The sequence below is a fragment of the Sporosarcina sp. GTC18466 genome, assembly GCF_055389225.1.
The window spans coordinates 3,030,961-3,045,235 of sequence record NZ_AP044037.1; the positions used below are offsets into that span (position 1 = coordinate 3,030,961).

15 protein-coding genes are annotated in these 14,275 nt (G+C 43.8%); 13 read left to right on the forward strand and 2 right to left on the reverse strand.

What is annotated here, in order from left to right:
* The first annotated feature begins 119 nt into the window (after positions 1-119).
* The 3 genes from ACZ5FK_RS15165 (at position 120) to ACZ5FK_RS15175 (ending at position 2,005) form a co-directional block, all read left to right on the forward strand.
* Entirely contained in the window at positions 120-515 is a 396-nt protein-coding gene (locus tag ACZ5FK_RS15165; protein WP_464805693.1) for a hypothetical protein, read from the forward strand.
* A 42-nt stretch (positions 516-557) separates the two neighbouring features.
* Complete coding sequence (locus ACZ5FK_RS15170; RefSeq protein ID WP_464805694.1) at positions 558-707, forward strand: hypothetical protein; 150 nt, start codon at positions 558-560, stop codon at positions 705-707.
* Positions 708-839: 132 nt separating this feature from the next.
* A protein-coding gene (locus ACZ5FK_RS15175) for an IS3 family transposase (protein ID WP_464805695.1) occupies positions 840-2,005 on the forward strand; the annotation gives its coding sequence in 2 pieces (ribosomal slippage) (positions 840-1,116 and positions 1,116-2,005; 1,167 coding nt in all).
* A gap of 318 nt (positions 2,006-2,323) precedes the next feature.
* Here the strand turns inward: ACZ5FK_RS15175 and ACZ5FK_RS15180 are convergent.
* Both ACZ5FK_RS15180 and ACZ5FK_RS15185 read right to left on the reverse strand, forming a co-directional pair.
* Complete coding sequence (locus ACZ5FK_RS15180; protein WP_464805696.1) at positions 2,324-2,752, reverse strand: HEAT repeat domain-containing protein; 429 nt, start codon at positions 2,750-2,752, stop codon at positions 2,324-2,326.
* Positions 2,753-2,949: 197 nt separating this feature from the next.
* Positions 2,950-3,747 carry a TspO/MBR family protein gene (locus ACZ5FK_RS15185; RefSeq protein WP_464805697.1) on the reverse strand — a complete coding sequence of 266 codons (798 nt, stop codon included), beginning with the start codon at positions 3,745-3,747 and terminating at the stop codon, positions 2,950-2,952.
* A gap of 561 nt (positions 3,748-4,308) precedes the next feature.
* Here ACZ5FK_RS15185 and ACZ5FK_RS15190 point away from each other — a divergent pair.
* From ACZ5FK_RS15190 to ACZ5FK_RS15235, 10 genes are all read left to right on the forward strand, one after another.
* A complete protein-coding gene (locus tag ACZ5FK_RS15190) occupies positions 4,309-5,046 on the forward strand; it encodes a DeoR/GlpR family DNA-binding transcription regulator (protein ID WP_464805698.1) in 738 nt (245 codons plus the stop codon).
* A 92-nt stretch (positions 5,047-5,138) separates the two neighbouring features.
* Complete coding sequence (locus ACZ5FK_RS15195; RefSeq protein WP_464805699.1) at positions 5,139-6,134, forward strand: PdxA family dehydrogenase; 996 nt, start codon at positions 5,139-5,141, stop codon at positions 6,132-6,134.
* A 24-nt stretch (positions 6,135-6,158) separates the two neighbouring features.
* A complete protein-coding gene (locus ACZ5FK_RS15200) occupies positions 6,159-7,148 on the forward strand; it encodes a tripartite tricarboxylate transporter substrate binding protein (protein ID WP_464805700.1) in 990 nt (329 codons plus the stop codon).
* Between the two features lie 63 nt (positions 7,149-7,211).
* Positions 7,212-7,736 carry a tripartite tricarboxylate transporter TctB family protein gene (locus tag ACZ5FK_RS15205; protein ID WP_464805701.1) on the forward strand — a complete coding sequence of 175 codons (525 nt, stop codon included), beginning with the start codon at positions 7,212-7,214 and terminating at the stop codon, positions 7,734-7,736.
* Positions 7,737-7,766: 30 nt separating this feature from the next.
* Entirely contained in the window at positions 7,767-9,260 is a 1,494-nt protein-coding gene (locus tag ACZ5FK_RS15210) for a tripartite tricarboxylate transporter permease (protein WP_464805702.1), read from the forward strand.
* A gap of 45 nt (positions 9,261-9,305) precedes the next feature.
* Complete coding sequence (locus tag ACZ5FK_RS15215) at positions 9,306-10,613, forward strand: four-carbon acid sugar kinase family protein (RefSeq protein ID WP_464805703.1); 1,308 nt, start codon at positions 9,306-9,308, stop codon at positions 10,611-10,613.
* Positions 10,610-11,629 (forward strand): 4-hydroxythreonine-4-phosphate dehydrogenase PdxA, encoded by a 1,020-nt coding sequence (gene pdxA, locus ACZ5FK_RS15220; protein WP_464805704.1) that lies wholly within the window; start codon positions 10,610-10,612, stop codon positions 11,627-11,629. Before ACZ5FK_RS15215 ends, pdxA begins: the two co-directional genes overlap by 4 nt.
* Before the next feature lie 433 nt (positions 11,630-12,062).
* Entirely contained in the window at positions 12,063-12,572 is a 510-nt protein-coding gene (locus ACZ5FK_RS15225; RefSeq protein ID WP_464805705.1) for a hypothetical protein, read from the forward strand.
* A complete protein-coding gene (locus ACZ5FK_RS15230; protein WP_464805706.1) occupies positions 12,569-13,828 on the forward strand; it encodes a replicative DNA helicase in 1,260 nt (419 codons plus the stop codon). Before ACZ5FK_RS15225 ends, ACZ5FK_RS15230 begins: the two co-directional genes overlap by 4 nt.
* Positions 13,797-14,231, forward strand: a complete 435-nt coding sequence (locus tag ACZ5FK_RS15235) for a hypothetical protein (RefSeq protein ID WP_464805707.1) — start codon at positions 13,797-13,799, stop codon at positions 14,229-14,231. The genes ACZ5FK_RS15230 and ACZ5FK_RS15235 overlap by 32 nt, the downstream gene beginning before the upstream one ends.
* Positions 14,232-14,275: the final 44 nt, after the last annotated feature.

Below are 14,275 nucleotides of genomic sequence, written 5' to 3' on the forward strand. Positions count from 1 at the left end.
CTTTATCCATTGCTAAATAAGTTATGCCTCAGAATAATTGTTTTGTTAATGATACTTAACATGATGTTAGTGATTACTGAAGTTGAATTTAACCATCTTTTCCGAAGGAAGTGATCACATTGATTAACTATATGAAATTCGACGTCATGTGGATGGATAAGGTCATTGCGAAAGTAGATTTGAAACCGGCAAATGGCGGATCGCCATATGTCATCAATTACATTACTGACTTCAACAAGCAGTTCTCACCGAATATGGAGGGGCATATTACGACCGAGGAATTGGAGAAGTGGCTGAAGTGGCGGACCTTCCCTCCCACGCGCGTCAATGCTGATGAGCTGCTTGAAAGCCTTGGCATGCAAGCCTTTAATCGCTGGGGCATTGTCCGCAAGACGCACGGTGTCATGGCGGATGATGAAATTTGGCTGCGATTTGAGGGAGAAACACTGACGCATAGGGATGTTTGCTTGCGGAAGGAGCTTTATTATCCTGAAACGGAATCAGCTGGTGAATGATATAGGTTCTCTTTGACGAGAAAAGAAAAGTAGGTGAAAAAAGTGGGAAAATATCAATTGGATCAAAAAAGTAAAACAGCTGTGACGAAATATCATGAAAAAAACAAGCCTGCCAATTTTGATAAAAAGCAGTATCTTGAAAAGATACGTGCGGAGTATTTAAAGAAAAAGCAAACACAAACAGATAAATAATGTAAAACAGAAAAGAAGCGCTAATTCTCTTAATGGAGATTGGACTAACCTAATTTTATAAGACAACATAAAACACCTTCGAACTGGCCATATTGGAAACAATAGGGACAAAACAATCGGAGGTGTTTTTGTATGGGCAAAACAAATTACCCAGCGGAAATTAAATGGGCAGTGGTCAAGGACAAACTGGCAGGCGAACTGACAAACCGGGAAATCATGGAGAAATACGGAATTAAGAATAGATCACAAATTGAGACGTGGATGCGTTGGTATCGAAAGAACGAAATCCATCGCTTTGATCAACCAATCGGCAAGCAATATACCTACGGACACGGACCTGACGGACAAACTCCGGAAGACAAGATGAACCGGAAGCTGGCTCATTTGGAAATGGAGAATCAGATCTTAAAAAAGTATATGGCGATCAAAAAGGAGTTGAACCTAAGATAGTTCTTCAGCTGGTGGAACAATACAAGGAGAAATACACAGTGAGTGCCATTCTGGCCGTTCTGGACGTGCCACGTTCCACTTATTATCGCTGGGTTAAGGAAGGATGGGAGAAGGAGCTAAGCCCAGCGGAAATGGCCATCATCGAATTATGCAAAAAGACGAAGTACCGTTTAGGGCATCGGAAAATCAAGGCGTTGTTGGAACGGGAATATAAGATTCGGTTGAATCGGAATACGGTTCAGGCCATTATGCAAATCCATCGCTTACAGTGTCGCGTGAAGCCTAAACGTAGGTGGAAATCAGAGGGCGGACAAGAGATTGTAGCCCCCAATGTGCTGTCCCGCGATTTTACGGCATCCAAACCGAATAAGAAATGGGTGACGGACATCACCTATATACAATATGGAAGCACAGTACTCTATTTATCAACCATTCTGGATCTCTATAACAATGAAGTGATTGCATACCGTCTATATGACCATCAACAGACTCCGCTTGTCATGGATACACTGAAAGATGCATTGGAAGCCCGGAATCATCCGCAGGGTGTGATCATCCACTCTGACCAAGGCAGTGTCTATACCTCGTATGCTTATCAAAATCTAATCAGGGAAAGGCATCTGGTGGGCAGCATGTCACGCCGCGGGAACTGTTGGGACAATGCGGTCATTGAATCCTTCCATGCCTGCCTGAAGACAGAGGAGTTCCAATATGTGAAATTCAATTCCTTGTCAATGGAGGAAGTCATTACTCGGATCGAAGACTATATCCTATACTATAATCAAGAACGGATCCAAGAAAAATTAGGCTACCTGACGCCCGCGCAATTCGGTTGTCAGGCAGCCTAACATCGGAGCCATGGCTTTATATGGAGCAGCGGGCATGATAGCCTCGTTCGGCAGAACCAGCATTCCGTTGAAGCTGGTTCCGTGGTTCGGGACTCATGCCCGCAGAGGCTCCATGTCAAGCCTTCTCCGGGAACGAAAGGACTGTCAAAAGACGATAGAACCTAATACGATAGGTGTTTTATGTGTGTCTCATATCGATAGGTCAGTTCAGATGGCGCTTCTTTTTTTGTGCAGCCATTTGAGACTGTTCGAGAATCGCCGATAAGAAAAAGCCACCCCCTCCACATGCGGAGAGAATGACTTTCTTCAAACAACTGATTACAGTTTTGCCCAACGTTCCTCTAACCAGTTCATAAATTGTGCACCTTTGTCGCCTTCATACGCATCATAGACATCCAAACGCATACGTTTCAGCTTATCCGCAAAGTCTGCCACTGTAAGGTCCTTCGGCAAGCTCTTTTTCACCCGTAGAAAAATCTTGTCCGTGTTTTTAATAATATCAAAACGTGCTGGAGACGGCTTTTCTACATCCTCGCCAAATGCCACAAGTGCATCAAAGGCTGCTACTTGTACCTTGTATACAGTATCATGCTTCACACGATTTTTTAATAAATCAATGACTTTTTCATGCTGATATGCCGATAGGATTTCCACTGCGTCTAAACGATCTCGCCAGCTAGATGTATAATTGGCCTGTTTTTTTAACGTTTCATATTGCTCAGGTAATGTGGTTTCAAACTGTTTCAAGTACGAACACCTCTTTTTTGAACTAGAGGAAAAATGAATTCTTCTCTGCTTTACTTATTATACGATGTCTAGTTGAAAATAGCGATGAATCGCTTGTAATGCTATCAACCTGAAGCATTAGACGCCTTAATAATGGACGGCTGCTCTTCATGCGGATGTCATAAGGAGAATTGGCAAGTTCCAACAGGTCCACATTCTCAGCGTTTAGCCAGTCGCCGAGTTCCCACAGCGACAAGGATAATCGTTAGAGCAAGGACAACCATGCAAATAATGACCGTCCATATAACAGCAGGATATTGACCGTCAAATCCACTTTCAGAAGTATGTTTCGAATAGATACCGAAATACGCCCATACCAACGCCAACCCGTACGCAGGGTTTTGCAAGCGAAGCATTGTCGCTACGCCGATGATCGTTCCTATAATCAATATAAGTATAGTCCACGTCACATCAGATAGCCCAAATCCGTCCCACCCAGTGGAGACGAGGAAAGCTGTAATGTTGGCAATGGTTGCGACTGTTATCCAGCCAAAATAGATACTGAAAGGAAGCTTGATCAAAAAACTCTCTTTCAAAGAGAGGGACGCCGCTGCGGTCAATTTGTTGATTTTGATGAGGCAAAGAAGAAGTCCTATCATGATGAGGACGGATAGGAATAGTCTTTCATAATGCCAGGTGAGGATCCAAAGGGTATTCAGGATTGAAGAAATTGAAAAGTAGATGCCGACATGTGTTGCTAGACGGGCGGTAGACGGTTTTTGCTTTTTGTGAAAGAGACCGAGTTGGTATAAGACATGTAATGCGAGTAAGACGTAGATGAGGCTCCAGATGGAAAAGGTGAAGCCTGCCGGGGCGAATAAGTTGCTGTATTTCGCTGACACGTCTCCTGTCGTTTGGCCGTTAATGGGTAAGACGTTTGCGAGGACATTGGTGACAATCATGAGGACGTATGTAAGAACGATTGTTGTTTTTAACCCTGCTCGTTTGCTTGTCAATTCAGTGAACCCTCCCTTTCTCGAACTCTATTCATCACGCCTTTCTACTATTCCTGTTTTCAAGTAATGTAAACGATTGGATAAGCCACCTGGAACGCGTCCGCCCGGAAGTAAAATCAATGTTGTTTTTAGCCACTTATAATGACTTTTTGTCAAAAGGGTTGGAAATCTACGATTTCCAACCCTTTTGTTTACATTCTGGCGTGACAATTAATAATGTCACTTTATCGGTAATTTGCACTTAGACCTAATTGTGATCAACCTTGTACAACTAACACATCTTCAGAGCAAAATTTATCCTTCAATCGATTTAACTGTGGTCAATCTGATTCTGGTCGATCAAATCCTTGTTTTAGAGTGCTCTCTAGGGCATACCCATGGTGCAAAATAGCAAAAGCGTTATATGTGTCAATCTACCAAAAAAAAATATTTTTTCAGAAGAACGAAAAAAAGGTATTGCACAAATTGAAAAAATAGAACATAATATAACAAGCGATGTGTTAATTAATAACATATAGTGAGTGAGGGAAGCATATGTTGCCTTTAGAAAGAAGAAATTGGTTGGAAATTGAATTAAAAGCCAAACAAAGAATTGAAATTGAAGAAATTTCAAAGAGGTTGAATGTTTCTTCCATGACCATCAGAAGAGATCTCATTGAGTTGGAAAATGAAGGGAAAGTCATCCGGACACACGGAGGAGCTGTTTCTCCTAGCACGTTGACGGGCGAGGTCCCGTACTCATCCAAAAAGATGATCAATAATAAGCAAAAAAAGCAGATTGCATTAAAAGCTCTTTCTCTTATTGAGGGAAACTCAATTATTATCTTGGATTCCGGAACGACCACAATGGAACTGGCCAAGTTGTTGAAGTCTCGTAGTGGTTTGACAATTATCACAAACGATATAAAGATTGCAAATGAGTTAATTGACAGCAACTTGAAAGTCATTGTGACTGGAGGCGAACTGCAACAGGGTATCGGGGCTATGTATGGTTCAACCACTCAAAATATGCTGAATGCAATCCATGCTGATATTTTCTTTATGGGAACACATGCAATTGATTTGAACAACGGCGTAACAGCCCCAACGTTTGAAAAGGCATTGATCAAGCAATTGATGAAGTCAGCTGCCGAAAGAACTTGGTTGCTTGCAGATAGTAGTAAATTTAACAAAAGGGCATTTGTAAATGTTTGTGATATTACGGAAATTGCCGGAGTTATTACCGATGAAGGAATGGATGAGGAGGTAATGCATGAATATGAAAGCAAGTTGACTTTTCTTACAACCGATAGAATGTGATATTGGGATTTATAGAGGAATGCTTATCAATTGAGCGGTAAGAAGTTCTGTTTGAATTACGTTAATAGTTTCTATAATACTAGGAGGATATTATGAGAAAAAAAATACCACTGATTGGCGTGACATTAGGAGATGCGACCGGAATCGGTCCTGAACTGATTGCAAAAGCATTCCAGCATGAGGAAATAAGAAACTCATCTGCATGGATTATTATAGGAGACAAACGGATTTTTCAACAAGGTCTGAAAATAGCAGGAGTCCATCTGGATGTAAAGGAAGTTGATGATGTTGAAGATATTGATAGGCAGTATGGGATCATTCACATTATCGATTTGAAAAACTTGAATCCAGAAGAGTACGAGTTAGGAAAAATATCAATCACTTCTGGGAGAGTGACAGGTGAAACGCTTAAAATTGCCCTAGACCTATCTAAAAAGGATTTAATAGATGGTGTAATTTATGCTCCATTGAACAAGGAAGCTCTGCATAGGGGCGGCCATCACTTTCAGGATGAATTACATTTCTTTGCCAGCCTGTTAGATTGCGAGAGTGGATTCAGCGAAATCAATGTTATGGACAAGTTGTGGGTGACACGAGTTACTTCTCACATCCCGCTGAAGAATGTAAGCGATAACATAACGAAAGAAAAAGTTCTGGATAGAATACTTTTTGCTGACCGTACATTAAAAGCTGCAGGATATATTGCCCCTAAAATTGTTGTAGCCGCACTCAATCCACATGCCGGTGAAGGTGGGATGTTAGGAAATGAAGAAATTGATCATATCCATCCGGCAATCGAACTGGCAAAACAAGAGGGAGTAATTGTTGAAGGTCCGTATCCAGCAGATACATTGTTCCTACGACTTGAAAAAGATCCGTTTGATTGCTTGTTGGCGATGTACCATGATCAAGCCCAAACAGGTATGAAAATGCTTGGGTTTCACAGGGGGGTCACCATGAGTGGAGGATTGCCGATTACACTAGCTACGCCTGCACATGGCACTGCTTTTGATATAGCAGGAAAAGGGATTGCTAACGAAGGTGCAACAGTTGAAGCTATTAAAATGGCTGTTCGAATGAATTCATAAGAACTAAAAAAGGGGTGTATGTTCATGTCATTATTCACATTTAAAAGAAACACATTAGTCGCTACTCTACTCGGTGCCGCTCTTCTTGTAGGTGCTTGCTCGGATGAAAATGCAGGGGCTAGTACTAAAGATGTCAATAATTACCCTGCACGTGATGTTCAAGTTTACGTAGGTCATGGGCCTGGTGGTGGAACAGATATATTTGTCAGAAAAATCACAAAATTGATAGCCGAGGATATCGGTGGAAACTTTAATATTATCAATAAGGAAGGAGGTTCCGGGGTCATTGCGATGCAAAATGCAATGAAGGAATCTGCTGACGGTTACACATTGGTTGGAGACTCTGCTTATGCAGTAACGACTGCGGCGGGTACGAATAAATTCGGATTGGATCAGGTGATTCCAATTGCACGTCTTCAAAGCGATATTTATGCACTTCAAGTGAAAAAAGGATCTTTCGAGTCTATTGAAGATTTGGTTGAATATGCAGATGCAAATCCCGGAAAGGTCCGAATCGGTGCTGTAGGTACCATGGGGATTGACGAAATTACGGCCCGTAGATTCATTAAAGCGACAGGAACGAAAATGAATTACATCCCGATGGAAGGTGCCGGGCAGATGCATTCCGATCTTTTAGGCGGTCATATCGATGTGATTTTAGAGGAAGTGGGCCCGACCGTTTCTTACATTGAAGAAGGGGAATTCGTTCCATTATTGTTCTTTGCTGAAGACCGCTTAACTGACTTTAAAGATGTACCGACTTCCGTGGAAAAAGGATGGGACTTGACGGATGGGGTAGAACGTTATCTTATGATTCATGCAGATGCGCCTAAAGAAATCGTTGAAAAACTGGAAGCTGCCGCAAAAAAAGCAATGGAGACAGAAGAATACAAGGAATATGCGAAAAACGCATATCTTGATTTACGGGATGGTTGGATGGGATCAGAAGAGTTCACAGAGAAATTGAAATTGGATATTGAAAGTTATAAAAAAGTCTTGTCTGAAATCCAGTAATTAGTGGTTTATTAAAAGAGGGGAGGGAGATTTCTTCTTCCCTTTCTTAGGGGGAAATGCAGAATGCGTGCAAATATCATAACGGCAATCTTTACTATTTTATTCTCTGTATTTTTCTTGATTTATGCATTGAAAATTCCCAATCCTCGAAGTTCGATCGCAGTAGGTCCCACAGAATGGCCGATGATGATTCTTGGCTTCATGATGGTAATGGGGATTCTCTTGCTCATCACCTCAATAAGAGAACATAAAATAGGGATTTCTGTAGGTGGAGAAACAGCTGAAGTAAGCGGAGACGAATTGATGAATGAACCGAAGAATTCGAATGTAGTCAGCGGAGGGCATTGGTTCATTCTGTTGGCTATTGCAATTTATATCATATTGCTTCCTATCGTCGGTTTTCTCTTTGTGACACCTGTGTTGTTCCTATTTTTAGCATGGCTGCTGGGACTTAAGAAGAAACGAATTCTGATCTTGGTCACGGTTATAGCGATGGTTATTTTTGTCTTATTGTTTAACTACGCATTGAATATTCCTTTTCCAAGGGGAATTGGGATTTTTCGATCCATCAGCTTCCTTATCTATTAACTGAAGGAAGTACTTAAGGAGTGAGAAACCGTGATTGAAGGGTTACTAACCGGCTTTGGCAATATTTTTGAACCTATTCATCTATTCATTCTGATTGCGGCAACATTGATTGGTTTTTTAGGAGGGGCATTACCAGGTATCAGTGGGACGATGTTGGTCATTATTTTACTGCCGATATCCTATGGACTGGACACCATTTCAGCATTCATCCTATTGACCACGATTTATGCATCCTCGGTATTTTCAGGTTTGATCAGTGCGATTCTTTTCCGGACGCCTGGTACACCGGAAGCTGTGGCTACTGTACTGGATGGTTATCCCATGGCTCAAAAAGGTAAGGCGGGCCAGGCACTGGGAATCGGTATATTTAGTTCAGTGACAGGAGGAACAGTAGGAGCACTGTTTCTGATTTTCCTCACGCCGATCCTTGCTTCATTCGCACTTAGATTTTCTTCACCTGAATACTTTGCCCTGGCAATTATGGGTCTCACTGTCGTTGTTTCGTTGAGTGGGGGCGACCTGATAAAAGGATTCATCGGAGTGGCATTTGGATTGTTCATTGCTACTTTCGGTATGGACCCGCTTACCGGAGCGGAGAGATTTACATTCGGGTCAATGAATTTACTAAGTGGTATTGATTTGATTCCTGTACTTATAGGATTATTTGCTATATCGGAAATACTCAGGAAGTGTAAGGAAGACCATACCATCAAGCGAAAAATGATCAAAGTAAAAACGAAGATTTTTGATTTAGAAATCTTTCGCCGAATCAGAATGACCATTGCCCGTTCCTCATTATTAGGAGTAATAATTGGAATCCTTCCAGGAGTAGGGGCGACCACTGCTGCAATGCTGAGTTACAGTGAAGCGACACGATGGTCCAAAAATCCGAAAGAATTCGGTACAGGAGTCCCTGAAGGAATTGCTGCACCCGAATCTGCGAACAATGCAGCCGCGATGGGTGCGATGGTACCTCTTTTATCTCTCGGTATTCCGGGGAGCGCAACAACGGCTGTTATGCTGGGAGCCTTCATTATGCATGGCATGCAACCAGGTCCAATGTTGATGAAAAATGAACCGAGTCTGGTTTACACCATTTTTGTATCTTTGCTATTAGTGAATGTGTTAATCCTGATTCTTGCAAAACCTTTCATCAGTGTATTTGCAAACATTATCAAGGTTCCTTACTATGCCTTGGGACCAGCCATTGTTACCTTTTGCATAATCGGGACGTATGCAGTAAGGAACTCGATTTTTGATATTTGGGTAATGTTGGTATTTGGATTACTAGGTTATTACCTGGACAAATACAAATTTCCGCTTGCAGCCATTATCCTAGGGGTCGTCCTTGGTCCAATCGCTGAAGTTGAATTTAGAAGAGGATTGCAAATGTCGAATGGGGATTTCAGCATTTTCTTCACACGACCAATCAGCGCAACCCTTCTATCACTAGCGATTATAGCATTGATCATCCCAATCTATACTAATTATCGAAAAAAAGCAAAGCTAAATGCCGCTAAATAGAAAATGATTGCCGATTGAACTCCAATTTGTAAAGGTTGTGAATAAATGAGGATTGGGATAATTGCTGACGATCTAACTGGTGCGAATGCAACCGGGGTCCGTCTTGCTAAAAACGGATTCAAGAGTGCGACGATTGTGTTGGGAGGAACCGTTCCCGTAAAAGGCGGTTTTACTTCTATTAGTATGGATACCGATAGTCGCTACTGTCCTCCCGAAGAAGCACAAAATCGTGTCCTTCGTGCATATGAACAAGTGTCTGCATGGGGAGCCAGTGTCATTGGAAAAAGAATTGACAGTACGGGACGTGGAAATATAGGGGTTGAAACTGATACATTGCTCGATGCGAGTGGAAAAGATAGTGCTGCCATTGTTGTTCCCTCATACCCGGATTCTGGAAGGATTCTTTCAGGAGGATATTTGCTGATCGATGGGGTTCCCGTCCAAGAGACAGACATAGCGAAAGATCCAATGAATCCAATTACTGAATCCCATATACCGACATTACTGACTAAACAAAGCCGATATAGCGTTGCACATATTGGATTGGGTATTGTTTTAAAGGGGAAAGCAGCCATTGAAAAAGAACTTTTGGGATACTTCAATGCAGGATATCGAAACATTGTAGTAGATGCAGTAACCAACGAAGAAATCGACAACATTGCTGACGCAATGGCTTCTGTTAAAGGAAGAGTTCTTATCCCGGTAGACCCGGGTCCCTTGTCTGCAGCTTATGGACGTGTGATCGCCCAACAGCATTACCATGAGGGGAAGTGGATTGTCACAGTTGGCAGTGTGACCTCATTAAGCGGCCAGCAGATTCGCTACCTTATTGATAAGACCGATTCGTGCCCGATATATGTTGATGCGGGAGCGCTTGCTTCCTTGTCTGGTTCCAGGAATCAGGAAATTGAACGTGCATCGAAAGAAGCATTGGATCAAATCACAAAGCAGGACATTATTATTGTCACAACACATACACCGAGCTCCAGTACATTGAATCTTAGCAGTATTGCAAGACAGGAAGGAACAACAGAGGACCAAATAGCTAAACGTATTACAGAAGGGCTAGCCCATATTTCAAAATGCATTGTGAAACAGAGTGATGTTCCGATCGAGGGAATGTTTTGCAGTGGTGGTGATGTCACAGCGGCTATTTGTGCAGTGACTGAAGCTGAAGCAATCGGTCTCGAAGATGAAGTGATACCGCTGGCTGCCTATGGTCGTTTTATCGGCGGGATAATGGATGGGATACCGGTAGTAACCAAAGGCGGTATGGTTGGGGACAAGAAGTCTATCTATACATGTGTCAAATATTTAATGAAAATAAACCTGAAGGAAGTGGAATACAAATGACTGTAGAACGTACCATTATTGCAATCCCTATGGGAGATGCAGCCGGCATTGGACCGGAAATAACAGTGAAATCACTAGCCAAAAATGAGCTTTATGATATGTGTAAACCATTAGTGATAGGGGACGCATCGATCATTCGTAAAGCGATTGAAGTGACAGGAGTAAAACTAGGCGTAAATACTGTCAAGTCTCCTGCAGAAGGAACCTTTGAGTTCGGGACAATTGATATACTTGATATGGAAAATATTGATACCGATTATTGGAAGGCCGGGGAAGTTCAAGCACAGTGTGGGCAGGCGGCATTCGAGTATATTGAACGTGCAGTGAATCTTGCGATGAACAGTGAAGTAGCAGCTATTGCAACTACTCCAATCAACAAGGAATCATTGAAAGCAGCGGAAGTACCTTATATCGGTCACACAGAAATACTCGAGGACTTGGGAAATGCACCGGATCCACTGACTATGTTCCAAGTTCGAGGAATGCGTATTTTCTTCTTAACCCGCCATGTTTCTGTTAAAGAAGCGATATCCCAGATGACAAAAGAGCGTGTACATGATTACCTGATTCGCTGTGATAAAGCTCTCCAGCGTTTAGGAGTGGAAGAGCGGAAATTAGCAGTAGCAGGTTTGAACCCGCATAGTGGGGAAGGTGGCTTGTTTGGCAGAGAGGAAATAGATGAAATTACTCCAGGAATAGAAGCAGCCAGAGCATCTGGCATTGATGTATATGGTCCAGTTCCAGCAGACTCAGTTTTCTTCCAGGCATTGAATGGCAAGTATGACGCTGTTCTTTCCTTGTATCATGACCAAGGACATATCGCTGCGAAGATGACTGACTTCCATCGCACTATTTCAATAACTAATGGTCTTCCATTCTTACGTACATCTGTAGATCATGGAACAGCTTTCGATATCGCGTGGAAGAATATAGCTTCCAGTGTTTCTATGGAGGAATGTATTAAATTAGCAGCGGAATACGCTCCTAAATTCACAAGAGAATCTTTAGAAGCATAATTAAATTAATATTAAAAGCACCCACCAAAAAACAGTAGTGGGTGCTCATTTATGTGCCCCTGGAAGGGGTATAGAACAGCGGTATAGGTTCCGCATTAAAACAGGTGCCTGTGCGTGGTTGAGTTTAGTTAATTTACTACAATTGTCTATATATAACTTCGGAATGTCTTAGTTGGTTTTTTCTTTGTATATTTATTAGAATTGGTTGAATTGACATGGATGTTTCATGCACAGGCACCTATCGCCAATTCCTGTTTTCAAGTAATGTAAACGATCGGATAAGCCAACTCTATCCCTGAATTACGCACAATTTTCCGCCTCGGAGATTGTGCTTTTTTCATTTCCCAAAAATAAATTTTCCGACCATGTATCCTTTTCCCTCACAGAACTCTATATAAGATATGAAAGGACTAACCATACGGGGGGATTTGGAATGAACATGGACAAAGGATGGTTGAAGCTGCACCGGACGCTGTTGGACAAGCCGATTTGGAAGAATTCGAGGCCGGAGCAGCAGGTGATCCTCGTGACGTTATTGATGATGGCAAGTTACGAGGAGCGGGAGTGGGAGTGGAAGGGGGAGAAGTATACGCTGCAGCCGGGGCAGATTCTGACGTCGCTTCCGAGCCTGGCGAAGGAAAGCGGGGAATCTATATCGGTTCAGAACGTCCGGACGGCGTTGAAGCGTTTTGAGAAACTCGGATTTCTAACAGATGAGTCCACATCGCGGAGCCGGCTCATCACCCTTACCAACTGGGAGTTCTATCAGCAATCCGGCAGCGGGCTAACAGATCGGCTAACAGGGCGCCAACAGAGTCCTAACAGTGAGCTAACACCTATTAAAGAAAGTAAGAAAGAAAAGAAAGAAAGAAAAAATCCTTTCCTGCGGAAGAGGGAAGTGACGGAGTTCGTGCTGGATCTGACAAAGGGGGAAGCGTGGTGATTGCAGAAAAAGCGGTGCTCGGTTCGATGTTGAAAGAGAATTATTTGATTGCCGATTCGCAGCTGGCTGTTTCGCATTTCTTGAACGCGGTCCACAAGATGATTTTCCAATCGATGAAGGAGCTATATGCGAAAGGGCAGTCGGTCGATTTCGTCACGCTGCTGACGATGTGCAATCCAAAAGATCTCGGTGGCGCGAATTATATTCACGACTTGACGAGGTACGCGCAGATTGACAAATTCGATGACCATGTCGGTGTCATGCTGGAAGGATGGCGGGAGAGGGAGAAGCAGAATGTGCTGCACGTCGCGGCGCAGGAAAATTGGCCGATCGACCGGATCATGGGAGAGTTGGATGCACTTGTGGATAACCGAGCAAGCGACCATTCTTCCTTGACGGACCTTCTCGCCGGCGTCTATGAGGATCCGTTCATCCAAAAGGATATCACGGAAGGCGCCATGACAGGCATCAGTGGGTTGGACGCCATGACAGACGGGTTCCAGGACGGGGAACTGACCATCATTGCGGGGCGGCCTAGCATGGGGAAGTCGGACATCATGCTCCATATTGCGAAGCATGCCGGCTGGAAAGATCGCCTGCCGATCATCTTTTCGCTGGAAATGTCGGCCGCCAGTTTGCGGGACCGGCTGCTTGCTTCGACCGGGAGATTTTCAAGGACGCGGATGCGCGATCCGTATTCACTGCTGGATGACACCCAGAAGACGGCTTGGCCGCGAACAGTCGGGAAGCTGTCGGAAACGAATATGCAATTTTTCGACCGCAGCAAACAGACTGTTGCGGACATGCGGATGAAAGTGCGGAAGATGGTCCATGAATACCCCGGCATGAAGCCGGTCGTCTTCATCGACTATTTGACGCTCATCCACTTTGAGGACATGAGCATGAATAAGCATCTGCAAGTGTCGCAAATCACGAAGGACCTGAAAGCGATGGCGCGCGAATTCAATTGCCCGGTCATCACGCTTGCGCAGCTGAGCCGCGCTGTCGAGCAACGGAACGATAAGCGTCCGCTCATGTCCGACTTGCGGGAATCCGGCTCGATCGAGGAAGACGCCGACGTCATCATTTTCCTGTACCGCGATGCGTACTACACGAAGGATGAGGAAGACTGGTCGCTTGAGCTCATCATCTCGAAAAACAGGAACGGTCCTGTCGGTACAGTCGTCACGGCGTATAACAAATATACCGGGGAGGTGCTCGCAAGTGGAACAAACCGTAAAAGAACTGCTTCATGACGCCATTTATTACGACGAATCGCTCGTCGCGCATTGGGTGTACTACGCAGTGCAGCAAGGGATCGTGCAACTGGACGAGCCTGTAAGCCGGATTCCGGAGGACCTGGATTTCATGGAAATCAAGAAGATGCGGGATGGTAACGTTCTGCATATGTGCACAATCAAGCTGTTCACGGTGCCGCTGGGAGAAGGGAGGCATGCGATCTACCTGGCGGAGGGTGAAGATGCTGTGCGGGCGAAGCACCATAAATTGTACGGCCGGCTCGCCCAGCGCATCATTGACATCAGTGAAAAGATGGACGCATCGCTCTACTGCGCAGAGACGGGCATCTCCCAGTCGCTTCGTGAACTGAAGCGGGAGGCGGTGAAGTTTCCGTATTATGGGGGGGAGGTGTGGAGGTAGAAAAAGAGCCTGTGCAATTTTGCACAGGCGTCTAAAATTCATGC

Excerpts from the sequence above, each read along its gene's own strand:
- ACZ5FK_RS15205 (WP_464805701.1), top strand. The coding sequence starts at position 7,212 with ATGCGTGCAAATATCATAACGGCAATCTTTACTATTTTATTCTCTGTA.
- ACZ5FK_RS15200 (WP_464805700.1), top strand. The coding sequence starts at position 6,159 with ATGTCATTATTCACATTTAAAAGAAACACATTAGTCGCTACTCTACTC.
- ACZ5FK_RS15225 (WP_464805705.1), top strand. The coding sequence starts at position 12,063 with ATGAACATGGACAAAGGATGGTTGAAGCTGCACCGGACGCTGTTGGAC.
- pdxA (WP_464805704.1), top strand. The coding sequence starts at position 10,610 with ATGACTGTAGAACGTACCATTATTGCAATCCCTATGGGAGATGCAGCC.
- ACZ5FK_RS15215 (WP_464805703.1), top strand. The coding sequence starts at position 9,306 with ATGAGGATTGGGATAATTGCTGACGATCTAACTGGTGCGAATGCAACC.
- ACZ5FK_RS15195 (WP_464805699.1), top strand. The coding sequence starts at position 5,139 with ATGAGAAAAAAAATACCACTGATTGGCGTGACATTAGGAGATGCGACC.